The organism is Klebsiella variicola, assembly GCF_000828055.2.
Classification (GTDB): Bacteria; Pseudomonadota; Gammaproteobacteria; order Enterobacterales; family Enterobacteriaceae; genus Klebsiella; species Klebsiella variicola.
Window position 1 is genome coordinate 5,324,773 of sequence record NZ_CP010523.2, and the last position, 24,807, is coordinate 5,349,579.

The following is a 24,807-nucleotide window of genomic DNA, read 5'->3' on the forward strand; positions in this document are numbered from 1 at the left end:
TATCCTTCTCAGACTTGCGGTTGCGAAAGCGGTTTTACGCGCTTATGAATCAGTCCCACGCTATCCAGGAACCAGTACAGCAATTTCGCCGCCAGCAAGCAGATACCAAAGATCACGAGGAAAAACACCACGCGGGAGCCGAACGAGTCCAGACCCTCGCGCGCCAGCACTATCATGTTGAAGATAGCGCCGAAACAGAAACTGTGCAGGATAGCCGCTTTGTAACGATTGCTCTCCCGGTTGCCCAGCTCATACAGCCAGTCGAACCATTTAATAATCAACCCTACCGCCACTGCGCCCAGCGGCACAAACCAGACGCCGCCCATCACCACCAGCGAGCCAATCAGCGTCGGCGAAATCGCCAGCCCCGAATGGTTGTTTAACACCTCCCAGGTGAAGTAGTTGGCGGTATTGAGCACCATCGTCGGACGACCGTGCCACATCCAGCTGGGGATGAAGACGTAGAAATCGCGGATCATCGGCGCCAGCCCCTGGAAATCGATCTTGTCGTAGTTCTGCAGCAGCAGCGCCAGGTTTTCCCACGGTGAGAAGGTGTCGCGCGTGAGATACAGGAAGGTATAAAACGCTTCATCGCCGCTGACGTTCATCCCGTAGCGCTTCAGCGCCAGCCAGAACATGCCGACAATACCCAGCACGCCCGCCGCCGCCAGCATCCACAAGCTGATCCAGCCGCGAATAATACCGATGAACAGAAAGATGGCGAAGGCGATGATGATATTGGCGCGGGTCCCGCCGACAATGGCGTAGGTCAGCAAACCAAAGGCCACGGTGCTGACGAGGAAGAAGATCCACGCCTTATAATCCTGGCGCAGAAAATAAACCACCAGCATCGCCGGAATAAAGAAGTAAAAGAAGCGCTTCAACGCCACGCCGGACACTTCAGCAGAAAAAATCTGGCTGTAGGAGTTGAGCTTAAACAGCAGAAAGCCGTTGTGAGCGAAGAAGATGCCGACGCACAGCAGCGCCAGCCCCATCAGTATGCCCCACGCCAGATGGGTTTCCACCCGGTTCATGGTAAACAGCGGGCGATGCGCAACCTCGCGCGAGGCCGGGCGCAACCGCGTTTTATAGGTCACGTAGTAGATCGCGTAGAAGCATACCGCGATCAGCAGCGTCTGCAGCAAAATCTCCGGCGGCGCTACGCTGACGTCAAAGCGGAACACCAGAATACTGGTCAGCGGGAAGCCGAAGAAAAAGGTCAGCAGAAACAACAACGAGAAAAAGACGTTGAAGTTGAAGCGTACCCGGCGGAACTCAAACCAGGTGGCGGTGGCGATAAACAGGGTCGACAACAGCCAGACCACCAGCAGCCCGCTAAATTGCATTAACGTCATGCCTGCCCCTCCGCCGCTAACCGTAGCGCCCGCTGCCAGCCCGTCATATAGTTCGGCCGGAAGAAGGCGATAGTAGATTTATCCACGCTCGCCAGCTGACGCTGCGCTTCACGCACCACGCTGACGTCCAGCGCGTCGCTGGTGAACAGCACCGGCACATGCTGCTCGGTCATATCCTGCCAGAACGGGTTTTCCCGATTGAGCACGCAGGGGATGCCCGCCTGAATCAGCAGACACAGGGTGCCGATCCCCTGCTGGCGGGCAAACAGAAAATAGCCCAGATCGCAGCGGCGCAGCAGCGCCAGATAATCATTAAATTCAAGCTTCTCGCTGAGGATCTGCAGATGCGCACGGCTAAACAGCGCCGCCCCCGCCTCGCGCACCTCGTTGATATAGGCGTCGTTATTCGCCGGATAACCCATCGGCACGATGACATTCACCGTATCGCCAAACTGCTGATGGATAGCCTTCAGCGCGGCAATATGTTCATTGCTGCGATCCCCGGAGTTGCCGACCAGAATAGTCAGGGTATCACCGCGCGGGGCGTTATCGGCCAGGGTATTCAGCGCCGGATCCATACGGGTCGGGAAGTAGAGCAGCTCGCCCGGCACACGCGGATGGCGGTTAGCGAACCAGCTGAGATCGCCGCGGGTGGCGAAAACGCGCCCTACTCGCCCCTGCGCCATGCGGCGTAGCGGATAGAACAGGCGAAACTTCAGGCTGGCAGAGTTTTCATACAGATCTGCCCCCCAGATATGCCAGTTAAACTGTGACGGGCGGATGCCGCCACTCAACAGCGCCAGCCACAGCCCGGTATTAAACTGGCCGTGGAAGAAAAAGCGCTGCTGGCGGTTGGCTTTCGCGGTGGCAATCACTGCCTGCGCCAGCGCTTTTTTTCCTGGATAGCAGGTGATGTCCAGTGCCGGATATCCATCACGCACGCTGGCCTCATCACCGACGACCAAAAATCTCCGGGCCTGCGGGTCGGCGGCCAGTTCGTCGTTAAAGAACCGCAGTACGGTCTGGTTATGGTGCGGGATATCCGATCCCAGTACATGTATCAGTGCTGTCATGCCCGTTTACGCCAGAGTAAAAACACGCCACTACAGAGGGCGAAATAAACAATATACGTGGCCATATACGCCTGCGCCGCGCCAATTGCGCCGTGCGCCGGAATAAGCCAGTGTGAGAATGCGGTCAGCAGCGTGAACTGGCTGATTTCCGTCAGAATATAAAAACGTAGCGACGCTTTGGCGATCACCAGATAGCCGTAGACATAGGCGCCGACTTTTAAGACGTCGCCCACCAGCTGCCAGGCGAACAGGTCACGCATCGCGGTAAAGCGATCGGAAAACAGCAGCCAGATGGCAAAATCGCGCAGTAGCCAGACCGTCAGGCTTGCCGCCGCCACCGCCGGCAGAACGAATTTCAGCGATTTGGCAATCTCGCGGGTGATATCCGTTTTGGCGCTCAGCCGCGACAGCGTCGGCAGCAGATAGACGCTAAACGAGGCGGTAATAAACTGCAGGTAGGCATCGGAAATGCTGCTCACCCCCTGCCAAATCCCGACCGCCTCCCAGCCGTAATGCGCCGCCAGCAGATTACGCATCATCACATAGGCCACCGGCAGCGTCACCGAGGTTATGAGCGCCATCAGGGTAAATTTCGATAGCTGTCCCGCCAGACTGTTATCCCAGCGCGGGCGCAGGGCGCTCAGCGGTATATTACCCCGCCGCCAGAGCATGATGCCCGCCGGGATCACCACCAGCGCCGGCACTAACGCCAACCCCAACAGCGCCCCCTGGTAACCCCCGAAGTAGTAACAGGCATAATAGGCCGCGACGCCAATCAGGCTCCCGGCAATCAGCGAGAAGGCGTTACCCGCCGCATCGCGAAAGCCTTTCATCAGCGCCAGCAGGAAGTTCGCCCAGGCGATCCCCATCTGCACCAGCGCCACCAGGCGTACCAGCCCCTGATAGTGCGTATGGCCGAACAGCCCCTGGCTTATCGGCGCCGCCGCCAGTAAAAACACCAGCGCCAGCAGCGTGGAAAAACCAAGCACCATAGCCGACGAGGTACCCACCACCTGTTTCAGACGTGGGGGATCGTCGTGATGCTGAGCCACCAGCTTCGTGACGCCGTTAAATATCCCGGCACCCGCCAGCACGCCGAGCACGGTGACCAGCTGCCGGAAGTTACCGGCCTGGCCAACGCCCGCCGGCCCAAACGAGACGGCCAGCAGCTTGACGACCAGCAGACCGGCGCCGATTTTGACCAGCGTCGATGCCGCCGTCCACAGTGAGGCTTTTGCTAACGACATATCAGGAGAAATAGCTCAGCAGCGAGTTAATCACCGTCCGCTGGTTCACCAGAGAGAGATTGTAAAACAGCGGCAGGCGTACCAGGCGCTCGCTCTCCTGGGTGGTGTAGCGGTCTTCACCGTGGAACTCGCCGAAGTGTTCTCCGGCCGGGCAGCTGTGCAACGGAATATAATGGAATACCGCGAGGATCTCCGCCTCTTTCAGCCAGGCGATCAGCCTGCTGCGATCCTCGATATCACGCAGCTTAATGTAGAACATGTGCGCATTTTGCCCACAGTCGGCCGGAACCGTCGGCAGTTCGATACGCCCCGCGCGCGCCAGCGGCAGCAGCGCATCGTGATAGTTCTGCCACAGCGCCAGGCGCTGCTGGTTGATCCGCTCCGCCGCTTCCAGCTGCGCCCACAGATAGGCGGCCTGCAGGTCGGACATCAGATAGCTGGAGCCAATATCGCGCCAGGTATATTTATCCACCAGACCGCGAAAGAACTGGCTGCGGTTGGTACCTTTTTCACGAATGATCTCCGCGCGTTCCACCAGTGTGCGATCGTTGATAAGCGTCGCCCCGCCCTCACCGCCGGCGGTGTAGTTTTTGGTTTCATGGAAGCTGAAGCAGCCGATATGGCCGATGGTGCCCAGCGCACGCCCCTTATAGGTAGACATCACCCCCTGCGCGGCGTCTTCCACCACAAACAGGTTGTATTTGTCGGCAATGGCCATGATGGTGTCCATCTCGCAGGCTACGCCGGCATAGTGCACCGGGACAATCGCCCGGGTTTTATCGGTGATGGCGGCTTCGATAAGCGTTTCATCGATATTCATCGTATCGCGGCGGATATCAACGAAGACGATTTTCGCCCCACGCAGCACAAAGGCGTTGGCGGTAGAGACAAAGGTATAGCTGGGCATAATCACTTCGTCGCCCGGCTGGATATCCAGCAGCAGCGCGGCCATCTCCAGCGAAGCCGTGCAGGAAGGCGTCAGCAGCGCTTTTGCCGTGCCAAATCGCTGCTCCATCCACTGCTGGCAGCGGCGCGTAAAACCGCCGTCGCCGCACAGCTTGCCGCTGTTCATCGCAGACTGCATGTAATCAAGCTCGGTTCCAACCACCGGCGGCGCGTTAAATGGGATCATGGGGTCACCTGTATAGCCAGTAGGCGGTGCTTTCCACGTTAGCACCGCTGAGAATATAACGTTTAAGCGCGGCGGTGTTGCCCATCTGGGTCGCCACCCGCAGTGTAGAAAGTCCGCGCGAGGCAGCCCAGTGCTGCGCCGCCTGCATCAGTTGCGCCCCCGCGCCGCGCCCGGCCAGCAGGCCGATACGCGCTTCGGTCGCAGTGATCTGCCGCAGGGAGACAAAGGCGCGGATATCCCCCTCAGGATGGCGGTAAATCAGACATTGATGATCGAAGGTGCCACGCACCGCATTTTCAATCCACTGGGCATAGAAGCGGCCGCTGGCATCGGCGGCGTACCAGGGCGCGCGAAAGCGGCTCATGGCAAAGGCCTGCGCCGCCAGCTCGCGCAGCGGCGCAATATCCGCTTCCACGGCAACGTCGGCGCCCGCATCAGCAGGGTTGCCCACCGGTAGCGCCAGATCGACTTCGCCTTCCACCAGCTGAAAACCCAGCTGCTGTAGCGCGTCCAGCCGGACGGTGTCGCTGGCGGCCACCTTCGCCTGCACCCGCGACCACCCCGCCAGCGCCTCAGGCGTCAGCCGCGGCGCACGTTCATCAAAGTGAACGATGGCGCTGTTAACAGCAAAGAAGCGGTTCTCCCACTCCAGGGGATCAATACTGGCGCGGACGGGCACGGAGCAGATCCAGCAGGTATTGGCCGTAGCCGGTTTTTTCCAGCCGCTTCGCGGCGCGTTTGACGCCATCATCGTCCAGCCAGCCGTTACGCCAGCCGATCTCTTCCAGACAGGCGATTTTAAAGCCCTGGCGCTTCTCGACGGTCTGCACGAACATGCTGGCCTCGATCAGGCTATCGTGCGTGCCGGTGTCCAGCCAGGCAAAACCGCGCCCGAGGAGCTCGACGGTCAATGCGCCATCCTCAAGGTACATCTGGTTGATGGAGGTGATTTCCAGCTCGCCGCGCTCGGACGGCTTGACCCGTTTGGCATACTCCGTCACCTTGCCATCGTAGAAATAGAGACCGGTGACCGCCCAGTTCGACTTCGGCTGCTTCGGCTTCTCTTCCAGCGACAGCGCGCGGAAGTTGTCATCAAACTCCACCACGCCAAAGCGCTCAGGATCCATCACCTGATAGCCAAAAATCGTCGCCCCTTCCGTGCGGGCAGCCACGCTGCGCAGCTTCGGGCTAAAGCTCTGGCCGAAGAAAATATTGTCGCCTAGCACCAGACATGCCGGTTCGCCGTTAAGAAAGGCTTCGCCGATGATAAACGCCTGGGCTAAACCATCCGGCGTCGGCTGTACGGCATAGTGCAGCGCAATGCCAAACTCTGAGCCATCGCCGAGCAGGCGCTGGAAATCACGTAGGTCGTCCGGCGTGGTGATGATCAGGATCTCACGTATCCCGGCCAGCATTAATACCGACAGCGGGTAGTAGATCATCGGCTTGTCGTAGATCGGCAACAACTGCTTCGATACGCCGCGGGTGATGGGATGCAGTCGCGTTCCGGAACCGCCCGCCAGAATAATACCTTTCATCATTCCCCCCAGAGATGATTAGCCTTGCAGCCCAAGACGCTCGCCCTGATAGCTTCCATCCTGAACCTGGCGCCACCAGCTCTCGTTCGCCAGATACCACGCCACGGTCTTACGCATACCGGAAGTAAAGGTCTCTGCCGGCGTCCAGCCCAGCTCGCGGGCAATCTTCGAGGCATCAATGGCATAGCGCAGATCGTGGCCAGGACGATCGGCTACGAAGGTGATCAGATCGCGATAGTGCGCCACGCTTTGCGGTTTATGCGGCGCCAGCTCTTCCAGCAGCTGACAAATGGTTTCCACCACCTCGATATTTTTACGTTCGTTATGACCGCCGATATTGTAAGTTTCGCCCGGTTCGCCGCGGGTCGCCACCAGATACAGCGCTCTGGCGTGATCTTCCACGTACAGCCAGTCGCGGATCTGCTGCCCATTGCCATACACCGGCAGCGGCTTGCCCGCCAGCGCATTGAGGATCGTCAGCGGGATCAGCTTCTCGGGGAAGTGATACGGGCCGTAGTTATTGGAGCAATTGGTGATAAGCGTCGGCAGGCCATAGGTCCGCAGCCAGGCGCGCACCAGGTGGTCGCTGCTGGCTTTCGAGGCCGAATAGGGGCTGCTTGGCGCATAGGGCGTGGTCTCGGTAAAGAAATCCTCGCTGCCGTGCAGATCGCCATACACTTCGTCGGTCGAGATATGGTGAAAACGGAACGCCGATTTTTTCTCCGTGGCCAGGGTATTCCACCAGCTGCGGGCCGCCTCCAGTAGCGTATAGGTGCCTACGATATTGGTTTCGATAAACGCCGCCGGGCCGTCAATCGAACGATCGACGTGGCTTTCCGCCGCCAGGTGCATCACCGTATCGGGTTGATGCTGACGGAAAATACGGTCCAGCTCGCCGCGGTCGCAGATATCCACCTGTTCAAAGGCGAAACGCGCATCCTGCGCCACTGGCGCCAGCGACATTAAATTGCCGGCATAGGTCAGTTTATCCACCACCACTACGCGATCGGCGGTGTGCTGGATAATCTCCCGCACCACCGCCGAACCAATAAAGCCCGCGCCGCCGGTGACCAGAATGGTTCTCACCGCCACACTCCTTTGGTGTCGATGATATACGCCTGGGTGACGCTATCGCCGCTAACGGCTTTAAATTCATTATGATCGACCAGCATCACCAGCACATCGGCGCTGGCCAGCGCCGCATCGAGGGTCGCCAGCGTACACAGTCCATCGAGTTTCTTCGGCAGCGCGTGAATGTTGGGCTCAACCACCTGCGTCGTGCCGCTGTGCCAGCGGGCAATCTGCGCGGCAATTTCCATCGCCGGGCTTTCGCGCAGGTCGTCAATATTCGGTTTAAAAGCGAGGCCAAAACAGGCGATCGTCAGTTCGCTGGCCCGTTTGTTGGTGGCATTCAGGCAGTCCGCGACCTGCGCTTTCACCTGTTCGATAACCCATTCCGGCTTATGGTCGTTGACCTCGCGAGCGGTGCGGATCAGACGCGCCTGCTGCGGGTTTTGCGCCACGATAAACCACGGGTCGACGGCGATGCAGTGGCCGCCGACGCCCGGGCCCGGCTGCAGGATATTGACGCGCGGATGGCGGTTTGCCAGGCGGATCAGCTCCCAGACGTTAATGCCCTGGTCGGCGCAAATCAGCGACAGTTCGTTGGCAAAGGCGATGTTGACGTCGCGGAAGCTGTTTTCCGTCAGCTTACACATCTCGGCGGTGCGCGAGTTGGTCACCACGCATTCGCCTTCGAGGAAGATTTTATACAGCTCGCTGGCGCGCGCCGAGCAGACCGGCGACATGCCGCCGATAACGCGATCGTTTTTAATCAGCTCGACCATCACCTGACCGGGCAATACCCGCTCCGGGCAGTAGGCGATATTCACGTCAGCGGCGTCGCCCGCCTGCTGAGGGAAGCTGAGATCCGGGCGCATCTCCGCCAGCCAGCCGGCCATCTGCTCAGTCGAACCCACCGGCGAGGTGGACTCCAGGATCACCAGTGACCCTTTCTTTAACGTCGGCGCAATGGATTTAGCGGCCGACTCGACAAACACCATATCCGGCTCGTGGCGATCTTTAAACGGCGTCGGCACGGCAATCAGGTAGGCATCCGCCTCCACCGGGGTGGTGGTGGCGCTTAAATAACCCTGTTCGACCGCGGTCTTCACCACGCTCGCCAGATCCGGCTCCACGATATGAATCTCTCCACGGTTAATGGTCTCCACGGCATGTTGATTAACATCAACGCCGACCACCCGCTTCTGCCGGGAGGCGAACGCGGCAGCGGTTGGCAGCCCGATATAGCCAAGGCCAATCACTGAAATGGTAGAAAAACTCATAACGTTACCTGATTATTTTTAAGTGCAGACAAAATTCGACGACATGCTTCACCATCGCCATAGGGATTATGCGCGCGGCTCATCGCCTGGTATGCGGCATCATCCTGCAGCAGTCGCGTGACTTCCGCCACGATGCGCTGGCTGTCGGTGCCGACCAGGCACACGGTGCCAGCGGCCACCGCTTCCGGACGTTCGGTCATATCGCGCATGACCAGTACCGGTTTCCCGAGAGAAGGGGCCTCTTCCTGAATGCCGCCGGAATCGGTCAGGATCAGCCAGGCCCGATCCATCAGCCAGACGAACGGCAGGTAGTCCTGCGGTTCAATCAACATCACATTGTCAATATGACCTAGAATACGATTCACCGGCTCGCTGACGTTAGGATTCAGGTGAACCGGATAGACAATCTGCACCTCAGGGTGGGTATGGGCTATCTCCGCCAGCGCCTGGCAGATCTGTTCAAAGCCGAGCCCAAAGCTTTCCCGCCGGTGGCCGGTAACCAGAATCATCTTTTTACCGTGGCTAATGAAAGGATAGCGCTGCAGCAGGGTCTCCCGTAGCGCTTCATCACCCAGAACCCGATCCCGCACCCAGAACAGGGCGTCAATGACCGTATTCCCGGTGACCGTGATGCGACTGTCGGCAATATTTTCCCGTAGCAGGTTCTGCCGCGAGGTTTCCGTGGGGGCGAAATGGTATGTCGCCAGATGGCCGGTCAACGTACGGTTGCCTTCTTCCGGCCACGGCGAACTTAAATCGCCAGTGCGCAGGCCGGCCTCTACGTGGCCCACCGGTATCCGCTGATAAAACGCCGCCAGGCTCGCCGCCATGGTGGTCGTGGTATCGCCATGCACCAGCACCACGTCGGGTTTAAACGACTCCAGCACCGGCTTCAGCCCCTCAAGGATGCGACAGGTGATCTCGGTCAGCCCCTGCCCCGGCTTCATGATGTTGAGATCGTAGTCCGGGACAATAGAGAAAAGTTTCAACACCTGATCGAGCATCTCCCGATGCTGCGCGGTCACGCATACTTTCGCCTCAAAATGAGGATCCTTTGCCAGCGCATGGACCAGAGGCGCCATCTTGATGGCTTCCGGCCTCGTGCCAAATACAGTTAGTACTTTCACATCGATTCTCTTCGATTAGGCGATGAAGGTCATCTGCCCTTCACCACAGGCCGCAATCACAGGACACGACGACGTGATAACGCCACGCCTGCGCCGATGAGCGCACCCACAATCCCCCACATCACCATCAGAAATACACGGCGCGGGCTATCGCGTTTTACAGGTTCTTCCGGCGTCCGCAAATACCGGTAAGTCTGAAAACGCGGATCTAACGTTGGACCGACGTTCAACGTGCTCAGCATGGCGCGGTTCTGGTCGTAATCGAGGTCATATTCCGGCCCGACGGCCTGCAGGTTTTCCAGCCTGGCCTGCAGCATCGGCCTGCCCAATAAAAATAGCTCTGAATCCGGCAACTGATCGGCAGGAACATCCGTTTCGCTGCGTGAAATATTGTGCTGCTGGGCCACCTTCAGCGCCTGCTCCACACTATGCGTCCGACGGTTGAAGATGGCCTCGGCCACCTCTTCCTGGCGCTTCACCTGCGCTTTCATTTGCACGGTCCGCGCCGCCCAGGCGCCTTTGAGTTCGTCATTAAGATGGCCTGCCGCCCGCTGGCTGGCGAAAGCCACATACTGACGCAACAGATTATTGGCATCCTGCCCGGTCTCGGCGGTCAGTTTGACGCTGTCGTTAATGCTCTTGGCCGCATCGCCTGGCATAAACTGGATATTGTTAATCAGGTCATCCAGCATCGCCGCATCCGCGCGGGCATTACCCGACTGACGCTGCTTGTAGTAGTCCGTTTGTAGCCAGAAATCGCGCCGGGTATCCCAGGAGGCCAGCTGCATGATGAACTCTTTATACGCTTCATCCATGGCGGAAGGCTGATCGACCGAGGCAAGGTCGGCTTTAATGTCCAGATTGCGTAAGAACTGCTGCTGGGAATAGTACCCCCCCAACATATTGACAGTAGGCCGATCGGTGATCGCCGTGGCGCTCCACTCCTGGCGAGCAAAAAAGGTATATACCAGCACGATGGCGGCGAAGAGTACGGCGCCGCCGACTATCCAGCCTTTTCCTGCCCATAAAGCGCGAAACAGCCCGCGAATATCCAGCTCGTTCTCAACGTTCACTGCTTGTGCTCCCGGTAATGGTTGAGTCATCACATCCCCAGCTTTACTTGGTTAGTTTCGGATTATTGCCGCTGTGTCGCCGAATTCTGCGTCTGATGCGCTTAACCAGGCGCGCCACTTTCCAGGCGCGCTTAATACAGTAGCCATAAAGGAAGAAGGCTACCAAAAAGAGAATTAACATCACCCATTCCGGCACAATGCGGGTGTATTCCGCCGCGACGCCAACCAGCGCCAGCAGGGCGGCGGCCAGGGTAATCAGGACGAACGCCTGACGGGAAGTAAAGCCGGCGCGCATGATCAAATGATGAATATGCTGACGGTCCGGAGAGAAAGGACTCATGCCTTTGCGCAGGCGGCGATACATAATCGCCACCATGTCCATCAACGGGATAGCGATAATCCACAGCGCGGTCACCGGGCTAATGGGATGTGTTTTACCTTGCGTGGTTTCCAGCAGGATCCAGATAATGGTGAAGCCAATCATCGTGCTGCCGGCGTCACCCATAAAGACTTTATAGCGGCGGCCGAGGGCGCCAAGATTGAGAAGAATATAGGGCAGAATGGCGGCGATCATCGCGAAACACCACATCGCCAGGCTGTACTGACCATCAAACCAGAGGATGATCCCAGTCGCCGCAAAGGAGACCGATGACAGACCGCCGAGCAGGCCGTCGATCCCGTCGACCATGTTAAACGCATTGATGGCGGCCCACACGGCAAACAGCGTCAGGAAGAAGCCGAAAGGCCCCAGCACCAGCTCCCACGAGCCAAAAATAAAGCCGAGACTACTCAGATGCAGATTCCCTGCCATCATCATAATCACGGCGATCGCAGCCTGTATGACTGCGCGAATTTTCACGCTGATATCGAAGCGATCGTCAAGCGCGCCAACCAGCACCAATACCCCCGCGCAGGCCAGATACAGCGAGGCGTGAGGAATATAATAATCGGCGATGGCGAAAGTAAAACAGATGCCTGCATAAACTGAGATACCACCGACCAACGGAATCAACCCCTGATGCCGTTTGCGATAGTTTGGTTTATCCACCAACCCGATCTTTTTTGCCACTTTCCGCGCGACAAAAATAAAGAGGGTCGTGAATAAGAAAATACTGATTAATTCAGTAATAGCAGTGAGTAAATTCACAACGCATGTGCTCTCAGCATAGTTAATCCGGGAAGTATAGCGATGATGCCCCAACTCCAGAAGGGGAAAAGCAGAACATTACAAATTTATTGTATAGATTTTAGTCTGTTAAAGCTGTCTCCGCCTGCTATCCGGCGCCATTATACGACAACTTTCGTCCCGCTTTCTCTGTCTCTGGATCATACAAACCCAAAAATGAAAACGCCACGCAAAGGCGTGGCGTTTTTGGCTTTTTTTACCTTACGAGCGCTTCATCATATCGAAGAAGTCATCATTCGTCTTGGTCATCGCCAGCTTGTTAATGAGGAATTCCATTGCATCGATCTCACCCATCGGATGAATAATTTTGCGCAGGATCCACATTTTCTGCAGCTCTTCCTGAGTGGTGAGCAGTTCTTCTTTACGGGTACCGGAACGGTTGTAATCGATAGCCGGGAAGACGCGTTTTTCGGCAATCTTACGAGAGAGGTGCAGCTCCATGTTACCGGTGCCTTTAAACTCTTCGTAGATCACTTCGTCCATTTTGGAGCCGGTGTCAATCAGCGCCGTGGCGATGATGGTCAGGCTGCCGCCCTCTTCGACGTTACGTGCCGCACCGAAGAAACGCTTCGGACGGTGCAGGGCGTTGGCGTCCACACCACCTGTCAGGACTTTACCAGAAGCCGGTACCACGGTGTTGTAGGCTCGCGCCAGACGAGTAATGGAGTCGAGCAGGATGATAACGTCTTTCTTGTGTTCAACCAGACGTTTTGCTTTCTCGATAACCATCTCGGCAACCTGCACGTGGCGGGATGCCGGCTCGTCAAAGGTGGAAGCAACCACTTCACCTTTCACCAGACGCTGCATCTCGGTCACTTCTTCTGGACGTTCGTCGATCAGCAGCACCATCAGCACGCAGTCCGGGTGGTTGTAAGCGATGCTCTGCGCGATGTTCTGCAGCAGCATCGTTTTACCGGCTTTCGGCGGCGCGACAATCAGACCACGCTGGCCGCGGCCAATCGGGGAGGCCAGATCCAGTACGCGAGCGGTTAAGTCTTCGGTAGAACCGTTACCACGTTCCATACGCAGGCGAGAATTCGCGTGCAGCGGCGTTAAGTTCTCGAACAGGATCTTGTTACGCGCGTTTTCCGGCTTGTCGTAGTTAACTTCGTTAACTTTCAACAGTGCAAAGTAACGCTCACCCTCTTTCGGAGGACGAATCTTACCGGAAATGGTGTCACCAGTGCGAAGGTTGAAACGGCGGATTTGGCTGGGGGATACGTAGATGTCGTCAGGGCCGGCGAGGTAGGAGCTGTCTGCGGAGCGGAGGAATCCAAATCCATCCTGCAGTATCTCCAGTACGCCGTCGCCAAAGATATCTTCGCCACTCTTCGAATGCTGCTTGAGGATGGCAAAAATAATATCCTGCTTACGCATACGAGCCAGGTTTTCCAGCCCCATATTTTCGCCGAGAGTAATCAGCTCAGAAACCGGCGTATTCTTTAATTCGGTAAGATTCATAGTGGTGTGGGTTCTTAAACTCGGGGTAAATCTCGAACTTAATGTTGTGAATGGTATGGCAGGAACATCCATGCCTGTTAGCGGCTTCATCTCGTGTCTGTACGTTGCCTGGTCACAGGAAAGAACGCAGAACTGAAACGACAAGACGGAATGAGTGATAAGCCCGGAATTATTAGCCTCACGCGCATCGTCTGCGGGACGCTTTGGGTAAAACAAGATTCAAACAATAGGTATGTTTAAAACGAAGTCTGTGGATTAACTTAGCACGACTCCTGCCGGGCGTCCAGAGTTCCGCAAAAAATAGGAATCTGGACGCCGGACCAGCAATTCGCTTACGCCAGGTTGGCGTCGAGGAACTCTTTCAGCTGACCCTTGGACAGTGCGCCAACTTTAGTGGCCGCCACTTCGCCGTTTTTGAACAGCAGCAGGGTTGGGATACCGCGAATGCCGTATTTCGGCGCGGTGCCCGGGTTCTGGTCGATGTTCAGCTTAGCTACGGTCAGTTTGCCCTGATACTCTTCAGCGATCTCATCCAGAATCGGGGCGATCATTTTGCACGGACCACACCACTCTGCCCAGAAATCGACGAGGGTCAGCCCGTCAGCCTTGAGTACGTCCGAGTCAAAACTGTCGTCAGTCAGGTGAATAATTTTATCGCTCATATTTAACTCCACAGGAATAAGCCTGGTGTGTTGGTGTCGTAGCCATCAACGACGTGCTGCGGCTACGTTATGCACGCTATTCTTCAGGATACCTCAATTCTCTGGGCTGCCAACTGGCGCAATCCATCATGGACTCGCCTGTTGACGCCAGGGTGCCCGAACGCGAACTGCATGCTGCAGATTTATCGCTCCCGACTCGCTTAGTAGTCTAAGCTATCCTGGATTCGTTCAGTTACCGTAGACGTACCTTGAATAATTTCGTACACCGCCAACGAAAGGTTGACGTTATTTCACCGGATACGCTTTCTTAATGCAATAGTTAGCTGATATTCTACCACACTATGAGCAAAACACATTTAACAGAACAGAAGTTTTCCGACTTCGCCCTGCACCCGGCAGTCATTGAAGCCCTTGAAAAGAAAGGGTTTCATAATTGCACACCCATTCAGGCCCTCGCCCTTCCGCTGACGCTGGAAGGCCGCGATGTCGCCGGGCAGGCGCAAACCGGTACCGGTAAAACGATGGCGTTCCTGACGTCAACGTTTCATTATCTTCTCTCTCACCCGGCTATCGCCGATCGCCAGGTTAACCAACCGCGCGCGCTAATTATGGCACCAACGCGTGAACTGGCGGTACAGATCCACGCGGATGCTGAACCGCTGGCGCAGGCCACCGGTCTGAAGCTGGGTCTGGCTTACGGCGGCGACGGCTACGACAAGCAGCTGAAAGTGCTGGAAAGCGGTGTCGATATTCTTATCGGTACCACTGGTCGTCTGATCGATTACGCGAAACAGAACCACATTAACCTCGGCGCCATTCAGGTCGTCGTACTGGACGAAGCCGATCGCATGTACGATCTCGGCTTTATTAAAGATATCCGTTGGCTGTTCCGCCGCATGCCGCCGGCGACGCAGCGCCTGAACATGCTGTTCTCCGCGACTCTTTCTTATCGCGTTCGCGAACTGGCGTTCGAGCAGATGAACAACGCCGAATATGTCGAAGTGGAACCGGAACAGAAAACGGGCCACCGTATTAAAGAAGAGCTGTTCTACCCTTCCAACGAAGAAAAAATGCGCCTGCTGCAGACGCTGCTGGAAGAAGAGTGGCCCGATCGCGCCATCATCTTCGCCAACACCAAGCACCGTTGTGAAGATATCTGGGGTCATCTCGCCGCTGACGGCCATCGTGTAGGTCTGCTGACCGGCGACGTGGCGCAGAAAAAGCGTCTGCGTATTCTCGACGAATTTACTCGTGGCGATCTCGATATTCTGGTCGCAACTGACGTTGCTGCGCGCGGCTTACATATTCCGGCCGTGACCCACGTCTTTAACTACGATCTGCCGGACGACTGCGAAGATTACGTTCACCGCATCGGCCGCACCGGCCGCGCTGGCGCCAGCGGCAACTCTATCAGCCTCGCCTGCGAAGAGTACGCGCTGAACCTGCCGGCAATCGAAACCTATATTGGTCACTCGATCCCGGTCAGTAAGTACAACCCGGACGCGCTGATGACCGACCTGCCTAAGCCGCTGCGTCTGACCCGTGCGCGCCCAGGCAACGGCCCGCGCCGCAACGGTCCACCGCGCAATCGTCGTCGTTCAGGTTAAGAAATCTATGCCATACGCTCAATCATTCAGAATCAGCCAGGGCGACCTTCCTCTGGCAACCCGCTCAGTGATGTGGACCGGGCCTAAACGCTCCGCCAACCAGGGAGCCTTCTGAACGATGAAGAGTATGAGCTCCACCTCGCTGTATGCCGCCATTGATTTGGGTTCCAACAGTTTCCATATGTTGGTGGTGCGCGAGGTGGCGGGCAGCATCCAGACGCTGAGCCGTATTAAGCGTAAGGTTCGTCTGGCCGCCGGTCTGAATAGCGACAACACGCTCTCCGCGGAAGCGATGGAGCGCGGCTGGCAGTGCTTACGCCTGTTTGCCGAACGCCTGCAGGATATTCCACCGACGCAAATCCGCGTCGTGGCCACCGCCACGCTACGTCTTGCCGTCAATGCAGAGGAGTTTCTGGCGAAAGCGCAAGAGATCCTCGGCACACCAGTGCAGGTGATCAGCGGCGAAGAAGAAGCGCGCCTGATTTACCAGGGTGTCGCCCACACCACCGGCGGCGCCGATCAGCGTCTGGTGGTCGATATCGGCGGCGCCAGCACCGAGCTGGTGACCGGCACCGGTGCGCAAACGACCTCGCTGTTCAGTCTGTCGATGGGCTGTGTGACCTGGCTTGAACGCTATTTTGCCGACCGTAGCCTGACGAAAGAGAATTTCGATCTCGCCGAAGCGGCCGCGCGCGAGGTGTTATTACCCATCGCCGATGTGCTGCGCTATCACGGATGGAAAGTGTGCGTCGGCGCTTCCGGCACCGTTCAGGCGCTGCAGGAAATTATGATGGCGCAGGGGATGGATGAACGCATCACCCTCGCCAAACTCCAGCAGCTTAAACAGCGCGCCATCCAGTGCGGACGTCTGGAAGAGCTGGAGATCGAAGGCTTAACCCTTGAGCGGGCGCTGGTGTTCCCGAGCGGGCTGGCGATCCTGATCGCTATCTTCAGCGAACTGAATATTCAGTGTATGACCCTGGCAGGCGGCGCGTTACGCGAAGGTCTGGTATACGGCATGCTGCATCTCTCTGTCGAACAGGACATCCGCAGCCGCACCCTGCGCAATATTCAGCGCCGTTTTATGATCGACACCGAGCAGGCCCAGCGCGTCGCCAGTCTGGCCAGCCATCTGCTCAGTCAGCTGGATGGCAGCTGGGAGCTGGACCCGCTGAGCCGCGATTTACTCCTCAGCGCCTGCTCGCTGCATGAAATTGGGCTGAGTGTGGATTTCAAGCGCGCGCCGCAGCACGCGGCTTATCTGGTCAATAACCTCGACCTGCCCGGCTTTACCCCGGCGCAGAAGAAGTTGATTGCCACGCTGCTCCTGAATCAGACCAACGCCATCGACCTGTCTTCGCTTCATCAGCAGAATGCGGTCCCGCCGCGAGTGGCCGAACATCTGTGTCGCCTGCTGCGACTGGCGATCCTGTTTGCCAGCCGGCGGCGCGACGATTTGTTGCCGGCCATTCAGTTGGCCGCTCACGACGACCAGTTAACGCTGACGCTGCCGGAGAACTGGCTGGCTGAACATCCGCTTGGCCGGGAAATGGTCGATCAGGAGTGTCAATGGCAAAGCTACGTCCACTGGACGCTACGGGTCATCAGCGGCGATACGCCAAGATAATATCCAGCCAGGAGGGCGGATGCGGGAAGAACTGGATTTCAAATCGCTACGCTTTTTCTCCGCGCTCTACCGGCTAGGCAATGTCTCCCCGGCGGCTGACGCGCTGAATATCAGCCAACCCACCGGCAGCCTTTTGCTGAAAAAACTACGGGATCATTTTGCTGACCCGTTGTTTGTCCGGGTGGGACAGCGGATGATGCCGACGCCGCGAGCGGACGCGATCGCCCCGACTGTATTTACCCTTCTCCAGCTTGCCGATAACGATTTAGCCGTCAAACCTGAATTTCTTCCCCAGCAGAGCCAGCGTAACTTCACGATCGGAATGACCGATATCAGTCAAATGACGCTGTTGCCTTTGCTGCAAATTGCGCTCCAGCAGCAGGCGGCAGACGGGATCACCTTTACGGTACAAAATCTGGATGAGCAGACCCTCAACGCCCTCGAATCCGGGAAGTGTGATCTCGCGATCGGCTACCTGACGCAGCTTCCGGATAGCGTCTACCAGCAGCATCTCTTCGATCAATCGTATGTCTGCCTGGCGGCGGAAAATCACCCACGTATTCGAACCCAGCTTCGTGCCGAAGACTGGCGGCAGGAAAAGCATCTGGCGATCCGCGTGGAGGGGACTGCCCACGGCGATATGGATAAGCGGCTTGATGAGCACAGTATGCCCCGGCGGATCGCGCTGACATTACCGAGCTTTTTAGGTACCGGCGAGCTGGTGGCCGAAAGCGATATGATTGCCGTCGTCCCGGAACAGGTGGCGCGGCATATCACCCACCGCTATCCCTGCCGCAGCTGGCCGCTACCTTTTCCTCTTGCCAGGATCGCCATTCGTCAGGTCTGGCATCAGCGGCTGCATCGCGATCCCGGGCATATCTGGCTACGTTCGCTGATCGCCGCACTTGCCGATCCCGCTCAGCAGAGCGGATCTATTACGATCTAAACCGCGAAATATACCGCTGTATTAGTTTTACTGATAATCCCTATTACGTTTGGTTTATTGCTGGCAATACGTGAAAGCTTTTATTCTCCTTGCATCAAGCCATACTAACAAATATCGCAAGGAATATATCATGCGCGGAAAAATCGCTTTAGAAGAACACGTCTCCACTCCTGAAAATAACCGTCTGTGGGATTCAACCGGTGAAGCCGGCCGTAACGGTACAGAATATATGAAAGACGTTGAACGTCGCCTGCTGGATCGCAGTATTCAGCTGGAAGAAATGGCGCAGCGTCATATTGACCACGTCATTCTTTCTCTAACTTCACCTGGCGCGCAATCTATTTTAGATAAAGCCAAAGCGGTCTCTTTTGCTCGTGATACTAACGATTTTATCGTCGAGAATTATGTGAAGCCAAATCCGGATAAATTTAGCGCTTTCGCCACCCTGGCCTTGCAAAACCCGGAAGCCGCGGCGGAAGAGCTGGAGCGCGCCGTGAAGAAACTAGGCATGAAAGGCGCGCTGATCAACGGCTATACCAACGTTAAAGATAGCGAGCATGGCCTGTATCTTGATGACGAATCGATGCTGGTTTTCTGGGATAAGGTCAACGAGCTGAACGTACCGGTGTACCTGCATCCTCGCGAACCGCTGGAAGGGCCTGCGCGCGGCATCTACACCGGTTACGAAAGCCTGATCGGCTCCGCGTGGGGCTTTGCGCAGGAAACGGCAGTGCATGCTATCCGTCTGATGATGAGTGGTTTGTTCGATCGTTATCCTAACCTCAATCTGGTACTGGGTCACCTCGGCGAAGGGCTGGTTCATATGCTGCCGCGCACTCAGCACCGCCTCTATCGTCAGCGTTTCGGCTGCGGTCTGGGTAAAGCGGAAAAACCGTTAATGCACTACCTGCAGAATAACTTCATTGTTACCACCAGCGGCCATTTTAATACCCATTCGCTGAATAATGCCATTGAAGTCATGGGCGCCGATCGTGTGATGTTCTCTGTCGATTATCCGTATGAAGATATTCATCAGGCTTGTGACTGGTTTGATCCGTTAGAACTTGAAGCGGGCCTGAAAGATAAAATTGCCTGGGGCAATGCCAGCCGCGTCTTTAACATTCAATAATATTAAAGACAGACTTCAGGGCCTGAATATTCAGGCCCTGTTTTTATTAGGGAGAATAAATGATGGCAATAGGTATATTTGTCTGTAGCGGCTCGCTTCTCGTCGGTGCGCTGGCCGGCGCCTCGCTGAATCGCTTTATTCCGGAACACTTCAAGAAAACCTTGCCGCTAATTGCCGGTCTGATCTCCATCAGCATGGGCATCCACTTTGTCAATAAATTGCATAATCTGCCGCCCATTGCCCTGGCCATTATTGTCGGCACGATTATCGGCGGTCTGCTGAATATTGAAAAATGGATTGAGCGGGCCGGAACAACGCTACGCACGCCCATTGAGCGCATTTTCCCGGCGCAGGCCAGCGCCAGCGTGAGTGCGGAAGATTTTATGAATCAGTTTATCGCCGTGCTGATCCTGTTCTGCGCCAGCGGCACCGGCATCTTCGGTGCTTTAACCGAAGGGATGACCGGCGACCCAACCATTCTGCTGACCAAGTCGATACTCGACTTTTTCACTGCCGCGATTTTCGCGTCCACGCTGGGCTACATCATCACTACGATTTTTATTCCTCAGCTGATCATCTTCGTGATTCTGTTCTTCGCCGCCACGTTTATTATGACGTTGATAAACCCATCGATGATTGCTGATTTCACTGCCTGCGGCGGCATCATTATGCTGGCGACCGGTTTTCGGCTTTGTGGTATTCGCCATTTCCCCACCGCCAACATGCTGCCCTCACTGCTGCTGGTAATGCCCTTCTCCGCCGCCTGGCAGCAGTTTGTCGCCTGAGGCGTTAGCCTTTTTTCGCCTTCGCCAGCATCGCTTTAATATTCGCGACGTTGGCCTGGCCTTTATGCATACGTTCTTCCGCAGAGATAACTTTTCGCTCCTGCTCCCATATCAGATCGTCCTGCGGGAGCTCGAGCAGGAAACGGCTTGGCTCCGGGCGCACCAGCTCACCATACTGTCGGCGTTCCTTACAGAGCGTAAAGGTCAGCTCTTTTTGCGCACGGGTGATGCCGACGTAGGCTAACCGGCGCTCTTCATCGACGTTATCTTCATCGATGCTGCTCTGGTGCGGCAGCAATCCCTCTTCCATTCCCACCAGGTAAACATACGGGAACTCCAGCCCTTTTGAGGCATGGAGGGTCATAAGCTGCACCTGATCGAGCTCTTCATCCGATTCGCCGCGCTCCATCATGTCCCGCAGGGTAAAGCGGGTGACCACCTGCGTTAGGGTCATCGGCTCATCGATTTCGCTGCCTTCCAGCATCTCGGTCATCCAGGTAAACAGCTGGTTGACGTTTTTCATTCGCATTTCCGCGGCTTTCGGGCTCGGCGAGGTTTCATACAGCCAGGATTCGTAGTCGATCCCGCGAATCAAATCGCGCACGGCGGCAACGGGCTCGCGTTCGGTCAGCTGCTGAATTTCCCGCAGCCAGTGGGTAAAGCGCGTGAGGGATTCGTAGCCGCGCCCGGTCAGCGTCTGGCTTAACCCCATGTCAAAGCTGGCGGTGAATAAGCCTTTATTGCGGCTCATCGCCCACTCACCCAGCTTTTGCAGCGTCGCCGGGCCGATCTCGCGTTTCGGCGTGTTGACGATACGCAGGAAGGCGCTATCGTCATCCGGGTTGGTCAGCACGCGCAGATAGGCCAGCAGGTCTTTAATTTCCGGACGCGAGAAGAACGACGTGCCGCCGGAGATTTTGTACGGGATGCGGTTCTGCATCAGCATCTTTTCAAAGACCCGCGACTGGTGGTTGCCGCGGTAAAGGATCGCGTAGTCTTTGTAGTTGGTTTTATTAATAAAGTGGTGGGCGATCAGTTCCCCGGCCACGCGCTCCGCTTCATGATCTTCATTGTTGGCGGAGAGTACTTTCAGCTCGGTACCGTAGCCAAGTTCTGAGAACAGCCGCTTTTCAAAGACGTGCGGGTTATTAGCGATCAAAATGTTAGCGGCTTTCAGAATACGCCCGGAGGAGCGGTAGTTCTGTTCAAGCTTGATCACCTGCAACGCCGGGAAGTCCTGGCTGAGCAGCACCAGGTTCTGCGGCCGCGCGCCACGCCACGAGTAGATCGACTGGTCATCGTCCCCCACCACGGTAAAACGCGCGCGCTGCCCCACCAGTAATTTCACCAGTTCATACTGGCTGGTGTTGGTATCCTGATACTCATCCACCAGCAGGTAACGGATCTTGTTCTGCCAGCGTTCGCGCACCTCTTCATTACGCTGCAGCAGCAGCGTCGGCAACAGGATCAGATCGTCAAAATCGAGGACGTTGCAGGCCTTCATGTGCGCATCGTACAGCCCATAGCAGTGGGCGAAAATGCGGTCCCGTTCGCCTTTCGCGCCAGCCGCCGCCTGCGCCGGGGTTTTCAGATCGTTTTTCCAGTTGGAGATCGTCGAGATCAGCTGCTGCAACACCACTTTGTCATCTTCGATCAACCCTTCGGTGAGCTCTTTCAGCAGCGCGACCTGGTCAGTATCATCGAACAAGGAAAAGTTAGACTTCATTCCCAGCGCGGCGTATTCACGTTTGATGATATCCAGGCCCAGGGTGTGGAAGGTGGAGATCATCAGCCCGCGCGCCTCTTTGCGCCCCAGCGTTTGCCCGACGCGCTCTTTCATTTCGCGCGCGGCCTTGTTGGTGAAGGTGACGGCCGCGATATGGCGCGCCTGATAGCCGCAGCCGCGGATCAGGTGGGCGATTTTATTCGTAATAACGCGGGTCTTACCGGAACCGGCGCCCGCCAGCACCAGGCACGGTCCGGTAACGAATTCGACGGCTTGTTGTTGGCCAGGGTTTAAACGCATGGGAATATTGCTCAATCTTCGAACGGGGTGTGGATTGTAGCAGAAAGCGAGGCCGAGATTTACCGGCTGATGGTAAAGTGTCAGCCACGCAATTCATCCTGAGGATCTGGTAATGGCAAAAAGCGCAGCGGCCCTGCATATTCTGGTTAAAGAAGAGAAACTGGCGCACGAGATCCTCGCCAAACTGGAACGGGGCATCAGCTTCGATCATCTGGCGAAGCGTTACTCAAAGTGTCCGTCCGGACGTCATGGCGGTGATTTAGGCGAATTCCCGCAGGGGACGATGGTCGGCCCGTTTGATCAAGCTGTCTTCAGCTGTCCGCTGCTCAAACCCTATGGCCCGGTGAAAACCAAATTTGGCTACCATATCATCAAGGTGCTGTATCGCCGGTAACGCGTGCTACTATGGCGCCCTGATTTATCCCAACTCAATCAAGGCGCAATCATGGCTAAAACCGCGGCAGCACTGCACATCCTGGTAAAAGAAGAGAAACTGGCGCTCGATCTGCTCGAGCAGCTCAAAAACGGCGCCGATTTCGGCAAGCTGGCAAAGAAACACTCCATTTGTCCGTCAGGCAAACGCGGCGGCGATCTGGGTGAGTTCCGCCAGGGCCAGATGGTACCGGCCTTCGATAAAGTGGTCTTCTCCTGCCCGGAACTGGAGCCAACCGGCCCGCTGCATACCCAGTTCGGCTACCACATCATCAAAGTGCTATACCGGAAATAATAAAAAACCCGGGGATCTTAATCTCCGGGTTTCTGCCTGATGGCGCTTCGCTTATCAGGCCGACTAAACAAATCCATTCCTCTATGGATTTCGGCTTGCCGGAAGGCGGCAAGGAAGTACATCCCCAGGAACATAGATTACTATGTGACTGGGGTGTACGTACCGTAGCCAACGCATCGGCAAGTCGAAAGACGACGAGGAATTAGCCGGCTACCGCGATACGTTTCATATCAGTCATATAACCGCGCAGTTTCTTACCTACCTGCTCGATAGCGTGGCTGCGAATCGCTTCGTTCACATCGCGCAGCTGAGCGTTATCTACCGCGCCTTCAGCAATCGCTTTGCCCAGGTCGCCGGTCTGCAGAGTGGTCATGAACTCTTTCAGCAGCGGTACGCAAGCGTAAGAGAACAGGTAGTTACCGTACTCTGCGGTATCAGAGATAACCACGTTCATTTCATACAGACGCTTACGGGCGATAGTGTTCGCGATCAGCGGCAACTCGTGCAGTGATTCATAGTAAGCGGACTCTTCGATGATGCCGGAATCAACCATGGTTTCGAACGCCAGCTCAACGCCCGCTTTCACCATCGCGATCATCAGCACGCCTTTATCGAAGTACTCCTGCTCGCCGATTTTGCCTTCATACTGCGGGGCGGTTTCGAACGCGGTTTTGCCGGTCTCTTCGCGCCAGGTCAGCAGTTTCTTATCATCGTTCGCCCAGTCTGCCATCATACCGGAGGAGAATTCGCCGGAGATGATGTCGTCCATGTGTTTCTGGAACAGCGGTGCCATGATCTCTTTCAGCTGTTCGGACAGCGCATAAGCGCGCAGTTTCGCCGGGTTAGAGAGGCGATCCATCATCAGGGTAATACCGCCCTGCTTCAGCGCTTCGGTGATGGTTTCCCAGCCGAACTGAATCAGTTTTTCCGCATACGCCGGATCGGTACCTTCCGCCACCAGCTTGTCGAAGCACAGCAGAGAACCCGCCTGCAGCATGCCGCAGAGGATGGTCTGCTCGCCCATCAGGTCAGATTTCACTTCCGCCACGAAGGAGGATTCCAGAACGCCCGCACGATGGCCGCCGGTCGCCGCTGCCCAGGCTTTGGCAATAGCCATGCCTTCGCCTTTCGGATCGTTTTCCGGGTGGACGGCGATAAGCGTCGGCACGCCGAAACCGCGTTTGTACTCTTCACGAACTTCGGTACCCGGGCACTTCGGCGCCACCATCACCACGGTGATGTCTTTGCGGATCTGCTCGCCCACTTCAACGATGTTGAAGCCGTGGGAGTAACCCAGCGCCGCGCCGTCTTTCATCAGCGGCTGTACGGAACGCACAACGTCAGAGTGCTGTTTGTCCGGCGTCAGGTTAACCACCAGGTCGGCCTGCGGGATCAGCTCTTCATAGGTACCGACTTTGAAGCCGTTTTCGGTCGCTTTACGCCAGGAAGCGCGCTTCTCGGCAATCGCTTCTTTACGCAACGCATAGGAGATATCCAGGCCGGAATCACGCATGTTCAGACCCTGGTTCAGGCCCTGCGCGCCACAGCCGACGATGACTACTTTTTTACCCTGAAGATAGCTTGCGCCATCGGCAAATTCATCGCGCCCCATAAAGCGGCATTTGCCCAGCTGTGCCAGCTGCTGGCGCAGATTCAGTGTGTTGAAGTAGTTAGCCATGGTGATACCTCGTGATGTTGTGTTGTCGTGCTTATTGTTCGGTTCGCTTTTGCGAGAATGAACTTACTATATGACAGGAATTT

At 56.5% G+C, this 24,807-nt stretch carries 23 protein-coding genes; 7 read left to right on the plus strand and 16 right to left on the minus strand.

The annotated features are described in order from the left end of the window. Positions 1-8 precede the first annotated feature (8 nt). The 14 genes from wzyE to trxA form a co-directional block, all read right to left on the minus strand. Positions 9-1,355, minus strand: coding sequence for an ECA oligosaccharide polymerase (wzyE, locus tag SP68_RS24870; protein ID WP_004886822.1), 1,347 nt, complete (start codon positions 1,353-1,355; stop codon positions 9-11). Continuing rightward, positions 1,352-2,428, minus strand: a complete 1,077-nt coding sequence (locus tag SP68_RS24875) for a TDP-N-acetylfucosamine:lipid II N-acetylfucosaminyltransferase (protein WP_040970784.1) — start codon at positions 2,426-2,428, stop codon at positions 1,352-1,354. The genes wzyE and SP68_RS24875 overlap by 4 nt, the downstream gene beginning before the upstream one ends. Then, positions 2,425-3,675, minus strand: coding sequence for a lipid III flippase WzxE (gene wzxE, locus SP68_RS24880; protein WP_008807961.1), 1,251 nt, complete (start codon positions 3,673-3,675; stop codon positions 2,425-2,427). The genes SP68_RS24875 and wzxE overlap by 4 nt, the downstream gene beginning before the upstream one ends. 1 nt (position 3,676) lies before the next feature. Beyond that, complete coding sequence (rffA, locus tag SP68_RS24885) at positions 3,677-4,807, minus strand: dTDP-4-amino-4,6-dideoxygalactose transaminase (RefSeq protein ID WP_012543244.1); 1,131 nt, start codon at positions 4,805-4,807, stop codon at positions 3,677-3,679. Between the two features lie 4 nt (positions 4,808-4,811). After that, positions 4,812-5,486: a dTDP-4-amino-4,6-dideoxy-D-galactose acyltransferase gene (rffC, locus tag SP68_RS24890; RefSeq protein ID WP_032734011.1), complete on the minus strand. Its 675-nt coding sequence runs from the start codon at positions 5,484-5,486 to the stop codon at positions 4,812-4,814. Continuing rightward, positions 5,464-6,345 (minus strand): glucose-1-phosphate thymidylyltransferase RfbA, encoded by an 882-nt coding sequence (gene rfbA, locus SP68_RS24895; protein ID WP_002883307.1) that lies wholly within the window; start codon positions 6,343-6,345, stop codon positions 5,464-5,466. Before rfbA ends, rffC begins: the two co-directional genes overlap by 23 nt. Before the next feature lie 18 nt (positions 6,346-6,363). After that, positions 6,364-7,431, minus strand: a complete 1,068-nt coding sequence (gene rffG / locus SP68_RS24900; RefSeq protein WP_040970780.1) for a dTDP-glucose 4,6-dehydratase — start codon at positions 7,429-7,431, stop codon at positions 6,364-6,366. Further along, on the minus strand, positions 7,428-8,690 hold the full coding sequence (gene wecC, locus SP68_RS24905) for a UDP-N-acetyl-D-mannosamine dehydrogenase (protein WP_008807965.1): 1,263 nt from the start codon (positions 8,688-8,690) through the stop codon (positions 7,428-7,430). Before wecC ends, rffG begins: the two co-directional genes overlap by 4 nt. After that, positions 8,687-9,817, minus strand: a complete 1,131-nt coding sequence (gene wecB / locus SP68_RS24910; protein ID WP_008807966.1) for a non-hydrolyzing UDP-N-acetylglucosamine 2-epimerase — start codon at positions 9,815-9,817, stop codon at positions 8,687-8,689. The genes wecC and wecB overlap by 4 nt, the downstream gene beginning before the upstream one ends. 56 nt (positions 9,818-9,873) lie before the next feature. Next, positions 9,874-10,920, minus strand: a complete 1,047-nt coding sequence (gene wzzE, locus SP68_RS24915) for an ECA polysaccharide chain length modulation protein (protein ID WP_002883296.1) — start codon at positions 10,918-10,920, stop codon at positions 9,874-9,876. A 13-nt stretch (positions 10,921-10,933) separates the two neighbouring features. Beyond that, the gene (gene wecA, locus SP68_RS24920) at positions 10,934-12,037 is read right to left on the minus strand and encodes a UDP-N-acetylglucosamine--undecaprenyl-phosphate N-acetylglucosaminephosphotransferase (RefSeq protein ID WP_004886849.1); all 1,104 of its coding nucleotides are present in this window, start codon (positions 12,035-12,037) and stop codon (positions 10,934-10,936) included. 240 nt (positions 12,038-12,277) lie between these two features. Further along, a complete protein-coding gene (gene rho, locus SP68_RS24925; protein WP_002883293.1) occupies positions 12,278-13,537 on the minus strand; it encodes a transcription termination factor Rho in 1,260 nt (419 codons plus the stop codon). 86 nt (positions 13,538-13,623) lie between these two features. After that, positions 13,624-13,725: a rho operon leader peptide gene (locus SP68_RS29165; protein WP_049245627.1), complete on the minus strand. Its 102-nt coding sequence runs from the start codon at positions 13,723-13,725 to the stop codon at positions 13,624-13,626. Positions 13,726-13,869: 144 nt separating this feature from the next. After that, positions 13,870-14,199, minus strand: coding sequence for a thioredoxin TrxA (gene trxA / locus SP68_RS24930; protein WP_040970761.1), 330 nt, complete (start codon positions 14,197-14,199; stop codon positions 13,870-13,872). A gap of 341 nt (positions 14,200-14,540) precedes the next feature. Between trxA and rhlB the strand changes: the two genes are divergently transcribed. The 5 genes from rhlB (at position 14,541) to SP68_RS24955 (ending at position 20,293) form a co-directional block, all read left to right on the plus strand. Next, a complete protein-coding gene (gene rhlB / locus SP68_RS24935) occupies positions 14,541-15,806 on the plus strand; it encodes an ATP-dependent RNA helicase RhlB (RefSeq protein WP_008807968.1) in 1,266 nt (421 codons plus the stop codon). 118 nt (positions 15,807-15,924) lie between these two features. Beyond that, entirely contained in the window at positions 15,925-17,433 is a 1,509-nt protein-coding gene (gppA, locus tag SP68_RS24940) for a guanosine-5'-triphosphate,3'-diphosphate diphosphatase (RefSeq protein WP_162500021.1), read from the plus strand. A 19-nt stretch (positions 17,434-17,452) separates the two neighbouring features. Next, entirely contained in the window at positions 17,453-18,379 is a 927-nt protein-coding gene (locus SP68_RS24945) for a LysR family transcriptional regulator (RefSeq protein WP_040970757.1), read from the plus strand. Between the two features lie 130 nt (positions 18,380-18,509). Then, positions 18,510-19,508, plus strand: coding sequence for an amidohydrolase family protein (locus SP68_RS24950; RefSeq protein WP_008807971.1), 999 nt, complete (start codon positions 18,510-18,512; stop codon positions 19,506-19,508). A 62-nt stretch (positions 19,509-19,570) separates the two neighbouring features. Beyond that, a complete protein-coding gene (locus tag SP68_RS24955; protein ID WP_032732167.1) occupies positions 19,571-20,293 on the plus strand; it encodes a DUF554 domain-containing protein in 723 nt (240 codons plus the stop codon). Positions 20,294-20,297: 4 nt separating this feature from the next. Here SP68_RS24955 and rep read toward each other — a convergent pair whose 3' ends face one another. Beyond that, entirely contained in the window at positions 20,298-22,319 is a 2,022-nt protein-coding gene (gene rep, locus SP68_RS24960) for a DNA helicase Rep (protein ID WP_012543251.1), read from the minus strand. Positions 22,320-22,431: 112 nt separating this feature from the next. On the opposite strand from rep, the gene ppiC (SP68_RS24965) reads away from it, so the two are divergent. Together ppiC (SP68_RS24965) and ppiC (SP68_RS24970) are read left to right on the plus strand one after the other, a co-directional pair. After that, positions 22,432-22,713 (plus strand): peptidylprolyl isomerase PpiC, encoded by a 282-nt coding sequence (ppiC, locus tag SP68_RS24965; RefSeq protein WP_008807974.1) that lies wholly within the window; start codon positions 22,432-22,434, stop codon positions 22,711-22,713. A gap of 51 nt (positions 22,714-22,764) precedes the next feature. Then, the gene (gene ppiC, locus SP68_RS24970) at positions 22,765-23,046 is read left to right on the plus strand and encodes a peptidylprolyl isomerase PpiC (protein ID WP_002883180.1); all 282 of its coding nucleotides are present in this window, start codon (positions 22,765-22,767) and stop codon (positions 23,044-23,046) included. Positions 23,047-23,248: 202 nt separating this feature from the next. Here ppiC (SP68_RS24970) and ilvC read toward each other — a convergent pair whose 3' ends face one another. Further along, entirely contained in the window at positions 23,249-24,724 is a 1,476-nt protein-coding gene (gene ilvC, locus SP68_RS24975) for a ketol-acid reductoisomerase (protein WP_008807976.1), read from the minus strand. Positions 24,725-24,807: the final 83 nt, after the last annotated feature.